Origin of the sequence: Pseudoalteromonas sp. S4492 (assembly GCF_005886115.1) — a bacterium.
Classification (GTDB): domain Bacteria; phylum Pseudomonadota; class Gammaproteobacteria; order Enterobacterales; family Alteromonadaceae; genus Pseudoalteromonas; species Pseudoalteromonas gelatinilytica.
In genome coordinates, this window is record NZ_PNCP01000006.1 from 79470 (window position 1) to 97459 (window position 17990).

16 protein-coding genes are annotated in these 17990 nt (G+C 42.1%); 4 read left to right on the forward strand and 12 right to left on the reverse strand.

The genetic code is table 11. From position 1 onward, the window contains the following. Positions 1 to 49: 49 nt before the first annotated feature. Genes CWC28_RS02780 through leuS form a run of 10 tightly spaced genes read right to left on the reverse strand, consistent with a single transcriptional unit; the run spans position 50 to position 10662 of the window. Positions 50 to 1210 (reverse strand): serine hydrolase, encoded by a 1161-nt coding sequence (locus CWC28_RS02780; RefSeq protein WP_063702297.1) that lies wholly within the window; start codon positions 1208 to 1210, stop codon positions 50 to 52. A gap of 54 nt (positions 1211 to 1264) precedes the next feature. Beyond that, the gene (locus tag CWC28_RS02785) at positions 1265 to 2032 is read right to left on the reverse strand and encodes a septal ring lytic transglycosylase RlpA family protein (RefSeq protein ID WP_138624697.1); all 768 of its coding nucleotides are present in this window, start codon (positions 2030 to 2032) and stop codon (positions 1265 to 1267) included. Beyond that, positions 2032 to 3138 (reverse strand): rod shape-determining protein RodA, encoded by a 1107-nt coding sequence (gene rodA, locus CWC28_RS02790; RefSeq protein ID WP_105180764.1) that lies wholly within the window; start codon positions 3136 to 3138, stop codon positions 2032 to 2034. The genes CWC28_RS02785 and rodA overlap by 1 nt, the downstream gene beginning before the upstream one ends. Then, entirely contained in the window at positions 3135 to 5015 is a 1881-nt protein-coding gene (gene mrdA / locus CWC28_RS02795; protein WP_138624698.1) for a penicillin-binding protein 2, read from the reverse strand. Before mrdA ends, rodA begins: the two co-directional genes overlap by 4 nt. 8 nt (positions 5016 to 5023) lie before the next feature. Next, positions 5024 to 5494, reverse strand: coding sequence for a 23S rRNA (pseudouridine(1915)-N(3))-methyltransferase RlmH (gene rlmH / locus CWC28_RS02800; protein WP_036967350.1), 471 nt, complete (start codon positions 5492 to 5494; stop codon positions 5024 to 5026). Between the two features lie 27 nt (positions 5495 to 5521). Continuing rightward, positions 5522 to 5839, reverse strand: coding sequence for a ribosome silencing factor (gene rsfS / locus CWC28_RS02805; protein ID WP_063702304.1), 318 nt, complete (start codon positions 5837 to 5839; stop codon positions 5522 to 5524). Between the two features lie 56 nt (positions 5840 to 5895). After that, positions 5896 to 6531, reverse strand: a complete 636-nt coding sequence (gene nadD / locus CWC28_RS02810) for a nicotinate-nucleotide adenylyltransferase (protein WP_063702306.1) — start codon at positions 6529 to 6531, stop codon at positions 5896 to 5898. Between the two features lie 12 nt (positions 6532 to 6543). Further along, positions 6544 to 7584, reverse strand: coding sequence for a DNA polymerase III subunit delta (gene holA / locus CWC28_RS02815; RefSeq protein ID WP_063702308.1), 1041 nt, complete (start codon positions 7582 to 7584; stop codon positions 6544 to 6546). Continuing rightward, positions 7584 to 8072 carry an LPS-assembly lipoprotein LptE gene (locus tag CWC28_RS02820; RefSeq protein WP_063702311.1) on the reverse strand — a complete coding sequence of 163 codons (489 nt, stop codon included), beginning with the start codon at positions 8070 to 8072 and terminating at the stop codon, positions 7584 to 7586. Before CWC28_RS02820 ends, holA begins: the two co-directional genes overlap by 1 nt. Position 8073: 1 nt before the next feature. Further along, positions 8074 to 10662 (reverse strand): leucine--tRNA ligase, encoded by a 2589-nt coding sequence (gene leuS, locus CWC28_RS02825; RefSeq protein WP_063702313.1) that lies wholly within the window; start codon positions 10660 to 10662, stop codon positions 8074 to 8076. Positions 10663 to 10848: 186 nt separating this feature from the next. Here leuS and CWC28_RS02830 point away from each other — a divergent pair, with 186 nt between their 5' ends. The 4 genes from CWC28_RS02830 (at position 10849) to CWC28_RS02845 (ending at position 15519) form a co-directional block, all read left to right on the forward strand. Next, positions 10849 to 11307, forward strand: coding sequence for a zinc ribbon-containing protein (locus CWC28_RS02830; protein WP_138624699.1), 459 nt, complete (start codon positions 10849 to 10851; stop codon positions 11305 to 11307). A gap of 69 nt (positions 11308 to 11376) precedes the next feature. Beyond that, positions 11377 to 13779 carry a Lon protease family protein gene (locus tag CWC28_RS02835; RefSeq protein WP_138624700.1) on the forward strand — a complete coding sequence of 801 codons (2403 nt, stop codon included), beginning with the start codon at positions 11377 to 11379 and terminating at the stop codon, positions 13777 to 13779. Beyond that, positions 13776 to 14252: a BamJ family beta-barrel-assembly machinery protein gene (bamJ, locus tag CWC28_RS02840; RefSeq protein WP_105174589.1), complete on the forward strand. Its 477-nt coding sequence runs from the start codon at positions 13776 to 13778 to the stop codon at positions 14250 to 14252. Before CWC28_RS02835 ends, bamJ begins: the two co-directional genes overlap by 4 nt. Positions 14253 to 14604: 352 nt before the next feature. Beyond that, the gene (locus CWC28_RS02845) at positions 14605 to 15519 is read left to right on the forward strand and encodes a hypothetical protein (protein WP_138624701.1); all 915 of its coding nucleotides are present in this window, start codon (positions 14605 to 14607) and stop codon (positions 15517 to 15519) included. 51 nt (positions 15520 to 15570) lie between these two features. Here CWC28_RS02845 and lnt read toward each other — a convergent pair whose 3' ends face one another. Both lnt and corC read right to left on the reverse strand, forming a co-directional pair. After that, the gene (gene lnt, locus CWC28_RS02850; RefSeq protein WP_171038279.1) at positions 15571 to 17124 is read right to left on the reverse strand and encodes an apolipoprotein N-acyltransferase; all 1554 of its coding nucleotides are present in this window, start codon (positions 17122 to 17124) and stop codon (positions 15571 to 15573) included. Continuing rightward, entirely contained in the window at positions 17105 to 17989 is an 885-nt protein-coding gene (gene corC, locus CWC28_RS02855) for a CNNM family magnesium/cobalt transport protein CorC (protein ID WP_063706110.1), read from the reverse strand. The genes lnt and corC overlap by 20 nt, the downstream gene beginning before the upstream one ends. Position 17990: the final 1 nt, after the last annotated feature.

The window sequence follows — 17990 nt, forward strand, 5'->3', positions numbered from 1 at the left end:
AAAAAAAAACGCCTTGCGATGCAAGGCGTTTATAAACTTTATGACCAGATTACTGGATCTGTAAACGTAGGTAATCGTAAATCTTGCTAAAGAAGCTGCCTTCTTCCACTTCTTCTAGTGTAACTAGTGGATATTGTGCAATTTCTTCACCTTCAAGTTGTAAGAAAAGCGTGCCTACTTTCGTGCCTTTAGCAAGCGGTGCTTCTAATGTTTTATCAAGCTCGAAGTTCGCTTTTAAGTTTTTACGTTGGCCACGTGGAATAGTAATTGGCGTATCTTCTAGTATACCTAGCGATACGTTTTCTTTGTTACCCATCCAAATACGTTGCTCAGCAAAGCTGTCGCCTGCTTTGTATGGTGTGATTGTTTCGAAAAAGCGGAAACCGTAGTTTAATAGCTTTTTGCTTTCAACTTTACGTGCACGCTCGCTTTCTGTGCCCATCACTACCGCGATTAAACGCATGTCGTCTTTTGTTGCTGAGCTAACTAAGCTGTAGCCTGCTTCTGATGTATGGCCTGTTTTAATACCATCAACATTCATGCTTTCATCCCACAACAATGAGTTGCGGTTGTATTGCTTGATGCCATTAAATGTAAATGATTTTTGTGCGTATACTTCATATTCATCTGGAACATCACGAATAAGAGCAGCACCTAATGTTGCCATATCGCGTGGTGTTGTGTAGTGCTCGTTAGTATCTAAGCCGTGGCTGTTAATGAAGTGACTATTCGTCATACCAAGCTTTTCTGCATGGGCATTCATTAAATCAGCAAATGCACTTTCACTTCCAGCAATGTGCTCAGCCATTGCGACACAAGCATCGTTACCTGATTGAATAATAATACCGTGGTTAAGGTCATCAACACTGATCTGCTTACCCACTTCGATAAACATTTTTGATGACTCAGGGAAATTTTTTGCCCACGCTTTTTCGCTTACAGTAACCATATCAGTTGGCGCAATATTGCCTGCTTTGATTTCTGTACCAATTACATAACTGGTCATCATTTTGGTTAAACTAGCCGGTGCTAATTTGGTATCTGCTTCGCCTTCGGCAATCACTTTACCTGTGGTGAAATCAACCAGAAAGTAACCTTTCGCATTAACTTGAGGTGGGGCAGGGATGATTTGGGCTGTTGCTGAAAATACGCTAGCAGTGCAAACAAGGCCACAAACGCCACTTAAGATTTTATATTTTATAGATTTCATCGTACTCATTAATGGTTAAAGTTAAACATGTCGCGTTGACCTATTCTAAAGGCCTTACTCACTGTAAAGCAAGAACGCGTTCTGAAATTGGTTTTGTTTTAGCTTCTCTAAAACTGCTTGTGCTTCTGCGGCATCTTTAATTGGACCGAGACGTAATCGATAGATCCCGTCTTTTTCAACAATGTTTGTTGGCACATGATATTGCTGACGAAGTTGAAACGCGAGCGCCTCAACATTAGCAAGAGTACTTCCCGCTGCAACCTGTATGTAGCTTAAACGAGGGGCAGAATTGGCAAGGGTAACAGCCTCAACCTTAACACGGGCTGTACCTTTTCGGTAATAACCTAATTTATAGGCCGCAGAATAAGATAAATCGATAATACGGTCATCATGAAATGGGCCACGGTCATTGACGCGAACAATCACTGATTTTCCATTATCTAAATTTGTTACTCTGGCAAAGCTCGGTAGCGGCAGCGTTTTATGGGCGGCTGTCATCGCAAACATATCGTACACTTCGCCGTTTGAGGTGTGATAATTATGAAACTTTCGACCATACCACGAAGCAATGCCTTCTTCTGCATAGCCAGTTTCATCTAGCATCGGCGTGTAGCGTTTACCGCGAACCTCGTAAGGACGGCTAGCGCTTGCACTTTTAACAACCGCAGTGACAATCGCATCTTGCATTTCCAGCTCGGTTGGTTTTCGAAGCGGGGCTGCATCATGCTCCAAGGCATAACGGCCTTGTTGCGAAGATGAACTACATGCTGCTAGCAGCACAGAAAATAACGCAATAAGTAAGAAGTTGACTCGCTGTGTCATTATTTTAAAAGCATCCTTTTATCGGTGGCGATTGACATGATAATGCCAAATCCGGCCATTAAGGTCACCATTGAGGTGCCACCATAACTTATCAGAGGTAACGGAACACCGACAACCGGTAGTAAACCCGATACCATGCCAATATTAACAAATACATAAACAAAGAAGGTCAGTGTTAATGCGCCAGCAAGTAGTTTACCAAACGCATCTTGAGCGTTCACTGCGATATACAACCCACGACCAATGATAAATAAGTACATACACAATAATAAACAAACCCCAAACAGGCCAAACTCTTCGCTCAGTACAGAAAAGATAAAATCGGTATGACGCTCAGGTAAAAACTCTAGTTGCGATTGCGTACCTTGCAGCCAGCCTTTCCCTTCAATTCCTCCCGAGCCAATTGCAATTTTCGATTGAATAATGTGGTAACCAGAGCCAAGCGGATCGCTTTCAGGATCTAAAAAGGTCAGTACTCGTTGCTTTTGATAATCAAGCATCACGTAATGCCAAAACGGCCAAGCTGCTAATGCCACTGTCGCTGATAAAAAGCCAATCAAGCGCCAACTAAGACCAGATAAAAACAATACAAAAATACCTGAACTGGCAATCAAGATAGATGTACCTAAGTCGGGTTGCTCTTTAATTAAAATGGTGGGCACCATCACAATCACAAAACCAATAATTAAGTGCAGCGGTCGAGGCGGTAAATGGTTGCGACCAATATACCAAGCAACCATCATAGGCACGGCAATTTTCATTAATTCTGACGGCTGGAAACGGGTCACACCTAAATCAAGCCAGCGCTGAGCACCTTTCGAACTTACCCCGAATAACAACACCCCAACCAGCATCAAAAGGCCGATGCAATAAAGAGGGATAACCATGCTTTTTAATGTATTAGGTGAAAATTGCGCGAGTATAAACATGCCTAGGATAGCGCCAAACATACGTGTTGCGTGGCGTATCATCATCGCTGAGTCTTGGCCGCTGGCACTGTATACAATGGCAAGGCTGGCTACCATCATCGTCATCAGAGCTAGAAGCAGAGGAAAGTCTAGGTGTAGGCGCTGCCATATTGAACGCTTTTTATTTAATGGGATCATGGCGCATCACTCTGGGCAATTTGTATTGGGTTAGCTGAAAAGTAGTAATCCATCAATTGACGCGCAATTGGCGCACCAACCGTACTACCACCACCGGTGTTTTCAACCACCACAGAGACCACAATTTGTGGGTCTTTATAAGGAGCAAAACCAACGTAGATAGCGTTATCTCGCTGACGCTCTTTAAGTGACTTAGCATCATAACGCTCACCTTGGGCAATACTTACAACCTGAGCAGTACCCGTTTTACCTGCTGGGTCGTAATTTGCTCCTTTAAATGCTTTATGGGCGGTGCCGGTGACTTTATGCACGGTGTTGTGCATGGCATCTAGTGCAATTTGCCAATGATGAGGGTTTTTGAGTACCAAAGGTGGTTTCTCATCATTATTAATCTGTGTTACTTCGTCTTCTTTTTTCGCTACCTGCACAAGATGTGGCGGGTGATCTAAACCTCGATTCACTAAGATGTTGGTAGCATTAGCAATTTGCATCGGTGTGGCGGTCCAATAGCCTTGGCCGATACCCACTGAAATCGTATCACCGCGCCACCATGATTCTCTAAAACGTGCTTCTTTCCATTCTCTAGAAGGCATAATGGCGGCAGTTTCTTCATGAATATCAATACCCGATAGCTCGCCAAAGCCAAACTGCGACATAAAGTCGCTGATTTTTGTAATACCAAGTCGATAAGCTACATCATAAAAATAGGTATCGCATGATTCTTCAATGGCACGATACACATCAACATGACCATGACCCCAACGTTTCCAGTCACGCCATTTGTGCTCTACGTTAGGAATTTGGAAAAAGCCCGGATCCCAAATTTGTGTTTGCTCGGTTACCAGTCCTTCTTCAAGGGCAAGAATTGCCATATGGGGCTTAACCGTTGAGGCTGGGGCATAGCGACCTTGGGTGGTCCGGTTGATAAGTGGTCGGTCTGGGTTTAATAATTCTTTATAATCTTTACTGCTGATGCCATGCACAAATAAGTTAGGGTCATAACTTGGGTTGGAATACATGGCTAAAACACCACCATCTTTAGCGTCTAGTACCACGATGGCGCCACGCATATCCTTCAATGCGTGCTGAGCAATTTGCTGTAGGCCAATATCCAGAGTTAGTACTAAGTCGTGACCAGGCTCAGGGGGTGTGAGGCTTAAAGTACGTATAACTCGGCCACGGTTATTCACTTCAACGCGCTGTGAACCAACTACACCATGAAGAAGTTCTTCGTAATACTTTTCGATACCTAGCTTACCAATGTCGTGCGTTGCGCGGTAGTTGGTTGCTTGGTCTTCTGCTTCCAGTTTGGTGAGCTCTTTTTTGTTGAGTTTGGCAACATAACCTAAGGCATGGGTGAGGGTATCACCATATGGGTAATAGCGAGCTAGACGCGCTTCGATACTAAAGCCTGGAAACTTATGCTGATTAACCGAAAATTTTGCAACTTCGGTTTCATCTAAACGGGCTTTTAATACTTGGCTTTTAAAGCGGCGGTTGTGCTTAATGTCATCTAAAAAGTCAGCTTTTTGTTGCTCACTAATTTCAATAACTTTTTCAACTTCGCTCAGTGCCTGTTCGAGGTTATCAACCTCTTCGGGGATCACTTCTAAATTATAAACCGGCTTGTTCTCTGCCAGTAACACGCCATTTCTGTCATAGATAAGGCCACGGTTAGGGGCGATAGGAATGACTTTGATTCGGTTATCATTCGAGCGGGTTTGATAATCTTGATGCTCAATAACTTGGATGTTGTATAAATTTGATAGCAACACGCCAATTAACAGTGTAACAAACACAAAACCCACAAATGCTCGGCGGGCAAATAAATTAGCTTCAGCCGAGTGATCTCGAATTGTGGGTCTGTGTTTTCGCATTGGCTTTACTACTCGCGATGATAAGGGTGGTTGTTATTCAAGCTCCAGCCACGATATAGGCTTTCAGCAACAATAATACGCACTAAAGGGTGCGGTAGTGTTAGGTTGGATAATGACCACTTTTGCTCTGAGGCTGCGATACACTCAGGCGCTAAGCCTTCAGGACCGCCGATCAGCAAGCTGACATCACGGCCATCAAGTTGCCATTTTTCCATACTTTTTGCCAGCTGATGGGTATCCATTGGTTTACCAGTTACTTCTAGCGTAACAATGCGGTTGCCTTTAGGGATCGCAGCTAGGGTCTTTTCGCCTTCAAGTTGTAAAATACGTTTGATATCCGCATTTTTACCACGTTTGCCTGCGGGGATTTCAATTAGTTCAAGAGGCATATCACGCGGAAAACGGCGTTGATATTCAGTGAATCCGGTTTCAACCCATGCTGGCATTTTGGTACCAACAGCAATCAATTGTATTTTCAAAATGGTTACCTATGTCCTTGCTAAGGGTTAACCCCAAAGTTTCTCTAGATCATAGAAATCGCGAGTTTGGTCTTGCATTACGTGCACAACCACATCACCTAGGTCAACAAGCACCCATTCGCCTTCATTTTGGCCTTCGTAACCAAGCGGTTCTTCACCTGCATGGCGTGCTTCTTTAGCAACGTGAGCTGCAATTGATTGCACGTGACGTTTAGAGTTACCAGAGCATACTAACATGTAATCGGTAATGTCAGATTTACCACGAACATCAAGCTGAACCACATCACGGGCTTTCATATCGTCGACTTTATCAAGGGCAAATGCGAGTAGTTGTTTAGAATCCAAAGTGTTTTCTCAAAAATAAATAATCGTAATTTGTTATTTTATCACGTAGGCAGTATTTATTCATCTGTTTGGTAAAGATGATGCTGCGCAATGTATTGACTGACAGCAGTAGGTAAAAGTTCCGCTGTGGTAGCATTTAATTGTAACTTTTCTCTGATTTCACTAGACGCAGCATTTACTTGTAAGCCATTTAAAAATAATAACTTACCAGCAGGAGCGTGTTGTAGTTGACAGAGCTGCTCCGTAAAGGCATGAGCTTTATAGGCAGCGAGTTCACCGTCTACTTGGCAGTGTTGCCCCGGACGCTGGTACACCACAATGTGACAAAGCTTGACAATTTCTTGCCATTTAAACCATTTATCTAGGGTATTGAATGAGTCCATACCGATTAAAAACATAATCGGTGCTGATGGGTTTTCTGCGCGCAGTTCTTCAAGGCTTAATAGCGAATACGACGCACCTTCTCGGTTTAACTCACGGTAATCGATGGCAAAGTGTGGATTGTTTTCAATGGCGAGCTTTAGCATGTTAATACGGTGCTCATCACTGATCCCAGGTTTTGCTTTATGGGCAGGAATAGCGCAAGGCATAAAATAAAGGGTATCGAGTTGACACTGCTGAACACATTGCTCGGCCATATTAATATGACCTAAGTGAATTGGATCAAAGGTGCCACCGAAAATAGCAATCATCAATGGTTACTCTTAATCAAGGTTCGGATGACAAGGTAATGGCATTGCCACAGGTTGGCAAAACACTAAGCATATTTGCATTAATGCTTGATAAGGAGCAACCAAATTACCTTGCTTATAAGCCGCATCAAACTGTGCTAAATGCTTTATGATTTGTTCGAGGGTATTAATATTTAAGCGATTTAAAGCTTGCTGCACAGCGGCTTGTTGGTTTTTCCAAATATTAAACTGCTTGTATAAATCAGCCATATTGGCACCGCTTAAACGGCCGTGTTGCAATGCCAGTAAGTTAGTAGCTTCTTTATTAATGGCCCAAAAAATACTCATGGCTTCAGTGTTATCGGCAGCCAGTTTTGTCATCACTTTAACCGCTTGATCAGCATGACCACTCAATAAAGCATCGCTTAAATCAAAAATATCAAACTTTGATTGGTTGAGTAGTCCTTGCATCACAGCTTGCTGGTCAATCAGTTCGCTACCATAAAGCAAAGACAGTTTTTCTAATTCTTGGTGGCAGGCAAGTAAGTTACCTTCAGTGGCATCAATTAAGCTTTGTTTTGCGTTGTTGTGAAGATTTAAGTTTAGACGATAACACTGTTCATCTAACCAACGGCTTAGGTGGTTACCCGTAAGCGGATAACACGGAACAAATAAACCTTGTTTATCTAAGGCTTTGAACCAAGCGCTGCGTTGTATATCTTGACTGGCTTTGGCACCTTTTAAAACCAAAATAGTATCGGGATTAGCAAGCTCAACAAGTTGCTTAAAGATTTGACTGCCTTGCGTACCTGGTTTTTGTTCGTTTAAATCAAACTCGATTAAGGTACGAGCGCTGAATAGCGACATACTTTGGTATTGAGCAACAATTTCTTGCCAGTCAAAACCCGGCATTAAGGTAAATTTGATTACCTCGTCAAAGCCATGTTGTTTAGCTGCTTGGCGTATTTGCATGACGCACTGCGCAATTTGATAAGGCTCTTCACCAAATACCATATAAAAAGGCGCTAAGCCTTTTTTTAACTGGCTAGGAAGCTGGTTTGCATAACAACGCATTACAGTTGTGATAACTCACGAACGATACGACGACTTGCTTGCTTACGAATTTCGCTTAATAGCAAATCAAGCTCTTTTGCTTTGGCAAGGGCATTGTCTGGGTCGTCTTGGTAGTTACGATACAATTCAAAGCTTTGATTAATGGCTTTTTGTCCTGGGCGCTTCAAGGTATAGCTTACACTGTAGGCAAGTTCATACTCAGCAACCTGACCATTATCAAATAATGACAAGATTTGACGCTCTAAACGGTCTTTGTGGATCTTTAACTCAGGGTGTTTACCACCTTGGTTAAGTTCAACTTTGCTCGCAATAAGCTCTTTTTCAACTAATTCGAAAAGCGCTGACTTTTCATCATCGCCAACAAGCGTGATGACTTTTAAGTCGTCAGGCAAGTTAGAGGCTTTCTTTAAATGAAAGCCACAACTTGTCAGCAGTAAACAGACTAGCGCAAGGGCTAGTCCGTTTTTCAGTGCGTGAAGCGCTGCCATCTTAGTTAGCAACCACGTTAAGTAGTTTGCCTGGTACGTAAATTACTTTACGGATAGTCGCGCCATCAGTGAACTTAGTCACGTTTTCTTCAGCAAATGCTAATGCTTCAACTTGCTCTTTAGTTGCATCTGCAGGCACTGTTAGCTTAGCACGTAGCTTACCGTTAACTTGTACAATGATTAGCTTCTCATCTTCAACAAGTGCTGACTCATCAACTGTTGGCCATGCTGCATCTAAGATATCGCCTTCTTTGCCAAGGTCTTGCCATAACTGGTGACACATGTGCGGTGTGATAGGCGCAAGCATGATAAGTAATGCTTCAAGTGCTTCGTTAGCAATTGCTACATCTTGTTTATCAGCAAGTGGTGCTTTAAGTAACTTGTTCGAAATTTCCATGATTGCAGCGATTGCAGTGTTGAATGTTTGACGACGCTCAACGTCATCAGTCACTTTTGCAATTGCTTTATGAAGTTCACGGCGAAGTACTTTTTGGTCGTTATTTAACGCTGATTTATCAAGCGCTTGATAACCTACTGTTTCAACATCAACAGCGTATTTCCAAATACGTTTTAAGAAACGCATTGCACCTTCAACACCTGAATCAGACCATTCAAGAGTTTGCTCTGGTGGTGCAGTGAACATCATGAATAAACGCACTGTGTCCGCACCGTACTGGGCGATAACTTGTTGTGGGTCGATACCGTTATTTTTCGATTTCGACATTTTACTCATGCCTGCAGAGAATACTGGCTCGCCATCTTCTTTGTGCCACGCTTTAACAACACGACCTTTGTCGTCTGTTTCAGTTTGTACGTCTGTTGGTGAAATCCAGATATCACCGCCTTTCTCATCTTTACGATAGAAAGTATCTGCCAATACCATGCCTTGACATAGTAAGCGCTCAAATGGCTCATCAGAGGTTACTAAACCAAAGTCACGTAATAATTTGTGGAAGAAACGCGAGTAAAGTAAGTGCAAGATCGCATGCTCAATACCACCGATATATTGGTTTACTGGTAACCAGTAATTTGCTGCACCTGGTTCAATCATGCCTTCGTCAAAACGTGGGCTACAGTAACGAGCGTAGTACCAAGACGATTCCATGAAGGTATCGAAGGTATCTGTTTCGTGGAATGCAGGCGCGCCATTTACAGTTGTTTTAGCCCACTCAGGATCAGCTTTGATTGGTGAAGTAACACCATTCATTACCACGTCTTCTGGTAAGCGAACGGGTAGCATGTCTTCTGTTGCAGCAAGCTCATTACCATTTTCGTCGCTTAACATTGGGATTGGAGAGCCCCAGTAACGCTGACGGCTAACCCCCCAGTCACGTAGACGGAAGTTCACTTTACGCTCACCTACACCCAATGCTTCTAGTTTGTCTGCAACGGCATTAAACGCTGCTTCAAACTCAAGGCCGTCGAACTCACCAGAGTTAACTAACACGCCTTTTTCAGTGAATGCTTGGTTGTCTAAATCAACGCTTTCTTCTGAACCTTCAGCTGGTGCAATAACTTGAGCAATCTCAAGACCGTACGCTGTTGCAAACTCGTAGTCACGTTGGTCGTGCGCAGGAACAGCCATAACAGCGCCTGAGCCGTAATCCATTAATACGAAGTTAGCGACCCAAATTGGCACTTGCTTACCTGTTAATGGGTGAATTGCATAAAAGCCAGTTGCAATGCCTTTTTTGTCCATAGTGGCCATGTCTGCTTCTGCGATTTTCGTGTTTTTACACTCATCAACAAACATTGCTACAGCATCGCTGTTTTTAGCGGCTTCTTGAGCAATCGGGTGACCAGCAGCAACAGCTACATACGTCACACCCATGAAGGTATCTGGACGCGTTGTATAAACACTGAATGTGTCTTCGTTATCAGCACGCTTAAATTCGATTTCTAAACCTTCAGAACGACCAATCCAGTTGCGCTGCATGGTTTTAACTTGCTCAGGCCAGTGATCAAGCTTATCTAAATCATCTAATAGCTCTTGTGCGTAATCAGTGATTTTGATGAACCATTGTGGAATTTCTTTTTGCTCAACAATCGCACCTGAACGCCAACCACGACCATCAATTACTTGCTCGTTAGCAAGTACTGTTTGGTCAACTGGATCCCAGTTAACTGTTGACATCTTTTTGTAAACTAAGCCTTTTTCGTAAAGCTTAGTGAAGAACCATTGTTCCCACTTGTAGTATTCTGGGTGACATGTTGCGATTTCACGATCCCAGTCGTAACCAAAACCTAGTTGCTTTAACTGGTTACGCATGTAATCGATGTTTTCGTAAGTCCACTTAGCAGGGGCCGTATTGTTTTTAATTGCTGCATTTTCAGCTGGTAGACCAAACGCATCCCAACCCATAGGTTGCATTACGTTTTTGCCTTGCAAGCGTTGGAAGCGTGATACTACGTCACCAATGGTGTAGTTACGAACGTGACCCATGTGGAGTCGGCCGCTTGGGTATGGGAACATAGATAGACAGTAATACTTTTCTTTGCTCTCATCTTCAGTGACTTTAAATACTTGGTTTTCTTCCCAGTAGGCTTGTACTTTTGACTCAATGTCTTGCGGGTTATATTGCTCTTGCATCTACGATTCCAGACTTCTTGCAAATTAATAAAAAATTGTCGATAAGGATAACCCAAAATACATGCTAATCACAGCGGCAAATAGGCGCTTTTGTTAATTTTCCAAGGAAATATATTTTCAGGGCAGGTTAACCTATACTCAACTAGAATAACGGTTGATTTTTCATCACTTTTGAAGGAGTAAACGATGGCAGATTATAAATCTTGGCTGAGTGATTTGAGTGCTTGGCTTAAAGACGTAAAAGATCATGAGCTCAAGGATGCAATGGAGAAATTTGTTGAATCAGAGCAGGCACTTAAAGATTTAGGGCAAGAAAAATTAAATCAGTATCGTGACTATTTACAACGCGATATCGACCACATCAAAGAAAACGACAGTCACTATGATTCACTTGCATGGCTCGAGCTTAAAGAGTCGCTTTGGTACGAGTTATCGCACATTGAAGATAAAACTCAGCTCGAATGGCAAGCCTTAAACCAAGATTTTCAACACAATGGTGTTTATCAGGAAGGAGAATGGATAGCCATGGGCACATTAGTATGTAAAAATTGTCAAAATAGTTACGATGTTTACCATGCTACGCAAATTACTCCTTGTACTGAATGTGGCGGTATTTATTTTCGCCGTAAGGCATTACAACCTTAATCAGTGACGCAAGCTTGTGCTGGGCGTTACCTATAATGCCCAGTCAAGACTGGGAAATAAGAAGTTAGAATGACAAAAAAACTAATCCCACTACCTGTTTCTGCGTTAGCACCTGAGATTGCGGCGAGTCATGTTGCCACGTGTATGCAAAACCCATATCCAGAAGCGTTGCCATTTATTGGCCAGCAACGTGCGCAAAGTGCCCTCGACTTTTCACTGGGCATGGAGTTACCTGGTTATAATGTTTATGTGATGGGTGAAGCTGCACACGGTCGATACACTTTAGTAAAAGACAAACTGACCGCCCATTCAAAAGACCGACCAACGCCTAGTGAGTGGTTATACGTAAATAACTATGACGACCACCGTGAGCCAATCGCGTTATTTATGCAAGCCGGTCAATCGAAGCAATTAGCTGACGATATAGACTCTTTTATCGACGAAGTACTCGATACATTCCCAGCAGCTTTTGATAACCCGGGTTATCAGCGCAAGAAAAAATCAATCGACCGTGAGTTTAACGATACCTATGATGCGGCAATTACTGCTGTTGAAATTGCTGCTCTTGAGCAAAGTGTTGCGCTAATTGAAGAAAATGGTGTTGTTGGATTTGCGCCTTTAGTTAATGGTAAGCAACTGAGTGACAATGAATTTTCAGCCCTAGAAGAGCCTCTACGTATTGAGTTTTATGAGGTTATTGAAAAACTTGAAGACGCTTTAATTGAAGCATTGATAGAGCTACCTCGTTGGAAACGTGAATCATCTGAAAAACTGCGTAATCTTAAAAAATCTACCGCAGAGCTTGCTACGAAACCACTTATTAAAGCCCTTGAGCATAAATACGCCACGCACATTGGTGTATTACGTTATTTAAAAGACATCCGCGAAGAAATCATTGATGCAGTTCTTGAGTGGCTTGACGACGATGACAACGACGAAAACAAAGAAGATTTTGACCGTAAAGGGATGCTAACGGACTTCTTCGCGCCAAATATTCTCGTGGAATACAAAGAGGGCGATGCAGCCCCTGTGGTGTATGAGCCGAACCCAACCTTTGGTAATATTTTCGGTAAAATTGAATATGCGACTTCGCAAGGCTCGCTCATCACCAGTTACCGCTCAATTCAGCCTGGGGCACTGCATCGTGCCAATGGTGGTTATTTGATTATGGATGCAGAGAAAGTCATGGCGAACCCACAAGTGTGGGATGGCCTAAAACTGTCTTTAAAAACACATCAAATTAAAAACGACTTACCCTATCAAGACAGCTCTGTAGGAAGTAGTTTTACGCTACGTCCGCAGCTTATACCTCTTGATGTAAAAATAGTGCTGCTAGGTTCTCGCGACCTTTATTACACGATAGGTGAATATGACGAAGAGTTTGCTGAGTTATTCCGTGTCCTTGCTGACTTTGATTACTACTTGCCAAGTAGCGATAAACTGCAATATCAGTTCATTACCAAGGTGACTGAATATTGCCAGCAAACCCTTAATTGCACTGCAAATGAAGCAGCGATGGCAAGACTATTGAAATTTAGTTACCGCCAAGCTGAGCATCACAATAAGCTCTCAGCTCGTTTTGCTGATGTATTGGAATTAGTGGCAGAAGCGAGTTTTTATGCCAAGCAAGATGGGCAAACTATGATTGATGCTCATCACATTGATGAAGCCATTGTAGGCAAGCAATACCGCACCGGACAAATTTCAGAAACCATGCTGAGTGATATCAAAGAGGGGCAAATTTTAATTGCAACCGAAGGTCACGCAGTGGGCAAAGTAAATGGTTTAACTGTGCTGCACATTGGTGATACTTCATTTGGTACCCCTGCACGTATTACCGCCACTGTGTACGCAGGTGCAGATGGCGTAATTGACGTTGAACGAGAAGCTGAACTGGGTAAAGCCATTCACTCAAAAGGGGTGATGCTATTAACCGGTTACTTAGGCAATAAATATGCTCAGCAATTTAGTCTAACGCTCAGTGCCAATATCGCGATAGAACAAAGCTATGGCTATATTGATGGAGATAGTGCTTCATTAGCAGAGCTATGCGCGCTGATATCAGCTATTACGAACTTACCTATTAGCCAATCTATTGCACTGACTGGTTCAATTAACCAGCATGGTGATGTGCAATCAATTGGTGGCGTCAACGAGAAAATAGAAGGCTTCTTTAAGCTTTGTAAAATGCGTGGCCTAACCGGCGAGCAAGGGGTGATTATTCCTAAGTCAAATCAAGTTAATTTAGTGCTTGATGATGAAGTGATTGATGCCGTTGAAAAAGGGCGCTTTAACATTTATGCCGTTGAAACCGTTGATCAAGCACTGAGTTTATTAATGGATAAAGACGCAGGCGAAATGACCGCAGAAGGTTATCCAGAAGGCTCTATTAATGCACTTGCGTTAGCAAGGCTTGCCAATATTGCGGATATCGTAAATGGCGATAATGATGATGAGAAGGACGCTGAATGATTAATTTAATACTTTTACTGATCATTAGTATTTTTTGCTTTTTAATTTTTAAAAATAGTAAAAAAGCGAAGCTTCAAGCACTTGAAAATGAGAAGCTTGCCGCGGATTTTTTAGCGAATAATGGCAAAGCTGATGATGTTCATGAAACCGCATCTGGGTTGCAATACAAAATTGAGCAAAGTTCAGGTAATGACGCAAAGCCAAGTGCAACCAGTAAAGTAAAGGTTCACTATCACGGTACGCTTATGGATGGCAGTGTTTTCGACAGCTCAGTGGTAAGAAATTCGCCAATTAGCTTTGGTTTAAATCAAGTGATTGCAGGCTGGACCGAAGGCTTACAACTTATGAGCGAAGGGGATAAGTTTACCTTTTATATCCCGCCACAGCTTGCATATGGCCGTAAACGTGCAGGCAGCATTCCAGCAGGCTCGCTACTGATATTTGATGTAGAGCTGATAAAGATAGAATCTTAAAATGTAAAAAAGGCTTCATTAAGAAGCCTTTTTTAATTGCCTGCTAAAGTAGTTGAATAGATTAACCTCAACGCAAACCTTATTGAAGGTAAAGTAGCTGAAACTTTTAAAGTAATTTGCTCTTTCGAACATGCACGTTGCAGTGTAATAGCTAGCTAATCTTGCGTTGACAAAATTGTTCAATAGCTGTACAAATTCATCAGTACCCTTTTTGGGTCTTTTGTTGTTGAAGTAGTAAAGCCTCATCTCATTTTTTAAAATGAACTCCTATAGCCCTTAGAAAACCTTCTGAAAATGAGGTTATTTCTTTTATTTGGTTATTTTAAAGTTGCATTACTAAAAGGATTTTTGAATGTACAAACTAATATTATTGTTTATTATTTTTTCGGGAATATCTTTGTCTGCTTTTGGTCAGGCAGAAGTTGAAATCTGCAATAATTGCTCTCAACATCAAAAAGACAAGATCGCAAGGTTAAGCGTTAACTCTGATACTAAAGTTGTTATTGTGGTCGATATGCTTAATGAAACAGCATTAAAATACGATACTCACTTCATTGAAGATCGGTATGGTGAGTCAGTAGTTAATGTTTCTTTGTCTGAGCTTAGTAATGATGAACTTTTTGATTTAGACCTTCTATATGAATACCGCAAAGAGTTAGTACGTGTAATAACGCGTGCTTCTGAAAAGAGTATGCTTAAAAATGGGCAAAGTACTCAACGTAATATATCAACCCCTAAGCAAACTAATACCAATGCAAATGATAATTCCCCGTTAGGAAAGGAGATTGAAGTCAAGGGAAGTCCCTATGACTTTTTGCTTGCCAGTTATTTTAGAAATCATGTTTATGACTTTTATTTTGCGGGTGAGACATCAGCTTTAGCAAAAATTTTATTACCAACTAAGGGAACAATTAAATTTCCGAATATGAATAAGTTAAAGCTATATGTTCGTATAAACTTTTATAGTGATGATTTTGCTAAAAGCCTAAATGGCTTTATTAGCGTAACACTAAATCCAGTAATTAAGTCATTTAATATTTTAGGTGGGCGAGATGGATTTAAAAACTCAATTCCTTTGAACCATGACGAAATTAGTGGTCATGATTTTATATTTGCCAATGCTAAGAGCGAAGATAAAAATGAGAGCGAAAGAAATGAACACGCCAAGTTTGAAAGATACTCTAGTTCACTAGAGGGGGGAGTTAGTTGCCGAGTTGTGGAAACCAAAACGAAGGGAAATAACAAAATATACACTTATCAATGCTAGCGTTATAAGTTAAAGAGTGGAGTTACCACTCTTTAACTGTCGTCTAAACTTTTATTTGTTGTTTTTAACCCTAACAAGCACACCAACAGCACCGAGTAATATCACTACAATCCATACCGGCCAATTGCCATATTGGCTATAAATGCTATCGCCTTTAATTAACGAGATATTGGCTTCGAGTACATCCGCTTTAAATTGCGGCATAGCCAATTGTGATTTAGTGATGGGGTCGTAAACGGCACTAATACCATTATTCGTCACGCGAATTAGCGGGCGCTGTAACTCTAGGGCGCGCATACGCGCTATTTGCATATGTTGATGCGGGCCATGCGAGTCACCAAACCATGCATCGTTACTCACCGTGAATAAGATGTCGGAGTCACTGCGATAATTACCCCGAACTAAATCAGCAAAGGCAATTTCATAGCAAATAGCCGGTAAGATATTTAAGCCATTTGCACGTAAATTGTTTTGCACTTCATCACCTCGAGTGAAGGATGACATAGGCAAATCAAACAGTGGTGCGATAGGGCGTAAGAAGTCTTGGAACGGCACAAACTCACCAATGGGTAATAACTGATGCTTTTGATAGCGGTTTTTACCTAAATATTGATAGTGGCCTTCACTGTCATCATGCTCTTTTTTACCCAGCACAATGAGCGTATTAAAAATGTTACGCGTGTCGTATTGATAGTCAACAATACCGGTAATGAGTGCGGTGTTATTAAACGTGGCAGCACTATCAAGGCCTGTTAAATACTCGGTTGATAAAGCTTCAAGCTCTGGAACTGCAGCTTCTGGCCAGACAATTAAATCAGCATTCCAATGCAGGCGAGTCATATCTTGGTATTTGCTCATTGTCGTCCAAAACTCAGACGGCTCAAAGCGAAGATGCTGTTTAATATTACCCTGCACCAGTACAGTTTTTATGGTTTTGTCTTGGTGCTGCAGCTGAGCGCTGCTTGCAATCGTATATAAGCCTGCTAGGAGGATTACAGAGGCGATAAGAGGTTTGCCATCTTTATTTGTTAAGCGATATAAAGCAAATGCAATAAGCACGCATACCTGCGTAATACCAAACTCGCCAATTACTGGGGCTAAAAAATTGAGTGGGCTATCGGTTTGTGTGTAACCAAAGCTCAACCATGGGAAGCCTGTCAGCAATGTGCCACGTAAGTACTCTGTAGTAGCTACAGCGGCAAGTAACCAACAGATAAAGCTATATGGGCCCTTAGCAAGGCGTGTAGTCAGCCAAGCGGCTAATGCAGGATACAGAGCTAAATAAGCACATAACAGCACCATTAACGACATCGATGCGATTAATGGCATGCCACCAAAGGTCGCTATTGATACATGCACCCAACTAATACCCGCGCCAAACCAGCCTAAACCAAATAAAAAGGCATATTTAGCGCTTTGTTTTGCGGCTAATTTACCGTTTGCCAGTGGATTAATACAGTAGAGTAGAGCACCAAGAGATAGAAAGGTTAAAAACCAAAGGTTATAGGGAGCGTAACTTAGGGTTAAAAAGAGGCCCGCAACAAGTGCGAGCCAGGCTTTTTTATCTTTTGCAAGGTGGCTTAGGTTAGTTAGCAGTTTCTTCACTGTCGTTATCATCAGCCTTTGGAATGGTGACTTGCAATTGTAAGATGCGGCGGTTATCAGAGTTAGTGACTTTAAACTGTAAGCCTTCTACCTCGATTGTTTCACCACGGCTTGGCATATGACCAAATGCGTGTAAAACAATACCCCCTATGGTGTCAGCATCTGAAGTGCTGTAACCGGTTTTAAAATATTCATTGAAGTCGTCAACTTCTGTCAGTGCTTGCACCGCATAAACGTGTTTAGCAACTTGGCGAATATCTTGTTGTTCTTCGCTTTCGTCGTGTTCGTCTTCGATTTCACCCACGATGATTTCGAGAATATCTTCGATGGTCACAAGGCCAGACACACCACCATACTCATCAATAACGATAGCCATATGGTAACGCTGTTGACGGAACTCATTAAGCAGCGTGTCTACACGTTTACTTTCAGGCACAACGACAGCTGGGCGTAGAAAGCCACGTAATGAAGGTAACTGCTCATCTTTGTTTAAGATAAGCGGTAATAAATCTTTTGCGAGGAGAATACCTTCTACATGGTCTTTGTCTTCACACACCACAGGAAAACGTGAATGTGTTGAGTCAACCATCATAGGTAATAGCTCTTCTAAAGGTGTATCAACCTCTAAGGTTACCATTTGTGAGCGAGGGATCATGATATCCCGCACTTTTAGCTCTGATACACCTAGTACCCCTTCAATCATTTCTTTGGTTTCAGGGTCGATAAGGTCGCGTTCTTGCGCATCGGCAATTACTTCTACCAGCTCTTCTCTATTCTGGGGTTCCCCTTGCAACATTTGGGCTATGCGGCCCAGCCACGTTTTGCCAGAAGAACCCTGGCTAGTTTGCGAGTTGTCGTCGCTCATT

Excerpts from the sequence above, each read along its gene's own strand:
- CWC28_RS02830 (WP_138624699.1), top strand. The coding sequence starts at position 10,849 with ATGGCAGATTATAAATCTTGGCTGAGTGATTTGAGTGCTTGGCTTAAA.
- holA (WP_063702308.1), bottom strand. The coding sequence starts at position 7,584 with ATGCGTTGTTATGCAAACCAGCTTCCTAGCCAGTTAAAAAAAGGCTTA.
- CWC28_RS02835 (WP_138624700.1), top strand. The coding sequence starts at position 11,377 with ATGACAAAAAAACTAATCCCACTACCTGTTTCTGCGTTAGCACCTGAG.
- CWC28_RS02785 (WP_138624697.1), bottom strand. The coding sequence starts at position 2,032 with ATGACACAGCGAGTCAACTTCTTACTTATTGCGTTATTTTCTGTGCTG.
- CWC28_RS02780 (WP_063702297.1), bottom strand. The coding sequence starts at position 1,210 with ATGAAATCTATAAAATATAAAATCTTAAGTGGCGTTTGTGGCCTTGTT.
- leuS (WP_063702313.1), bottom strand. The coding sequence starts at position 10,662 with ATGCAAGAGCAATATAACCCGCAAGACATTGAGTCAAAAGTACAAGCC.
- nadD (WP_063702306.1), bottom strand. The coding sequence starts at position 6,531 with ATGATTGCTATTTTCGGTGGCACCTTTGATCCAATTCACTTAGGTCAT.
- bamJ (WP_105174589.1), top strand. The coding sequence starts at position 13,776 with ATGATTAATTTAATACTTTTACTGATCATTAGTATTTTTTGCTTTTTA.
- mrdA (WP_138624698.1), bottom strand. The coding sequence starts at position 5,015 with ATGCGAAAACACAGACCCACAATTCGAGATCACTCGGCTGAAGCTAAT.
- CWC28_RS02845 (WP_138624701.1), top strand. The coding sequence starts at position 14,605 with ATGTACAAACTAATATTATTGTTTATTATTTTTTCGGGAATATCTTTG.
- rodA (WP_105180764.1), bottom strand. The coding sequence starts at position 3,138 with ATGATCCCATTAAATAAAAAGCGTTCAATATGGCAGCGCCTACACCTA.
- CWC28_RS02820 (WP_063702311.1), bottom strand. The coding sequence starts at position 8,072 with ATGGCAGCGCTTCACGCACTGAAAAACGGACTAGCCCTTGCGCTAGTC.
- corC (WP_063706110.1), bottom strand. The coding sequence starts at position 17,989 with ATGAGCGACGACAACTCGCAAACTAGCCAGGGTTCTTCTGGCAAAACG.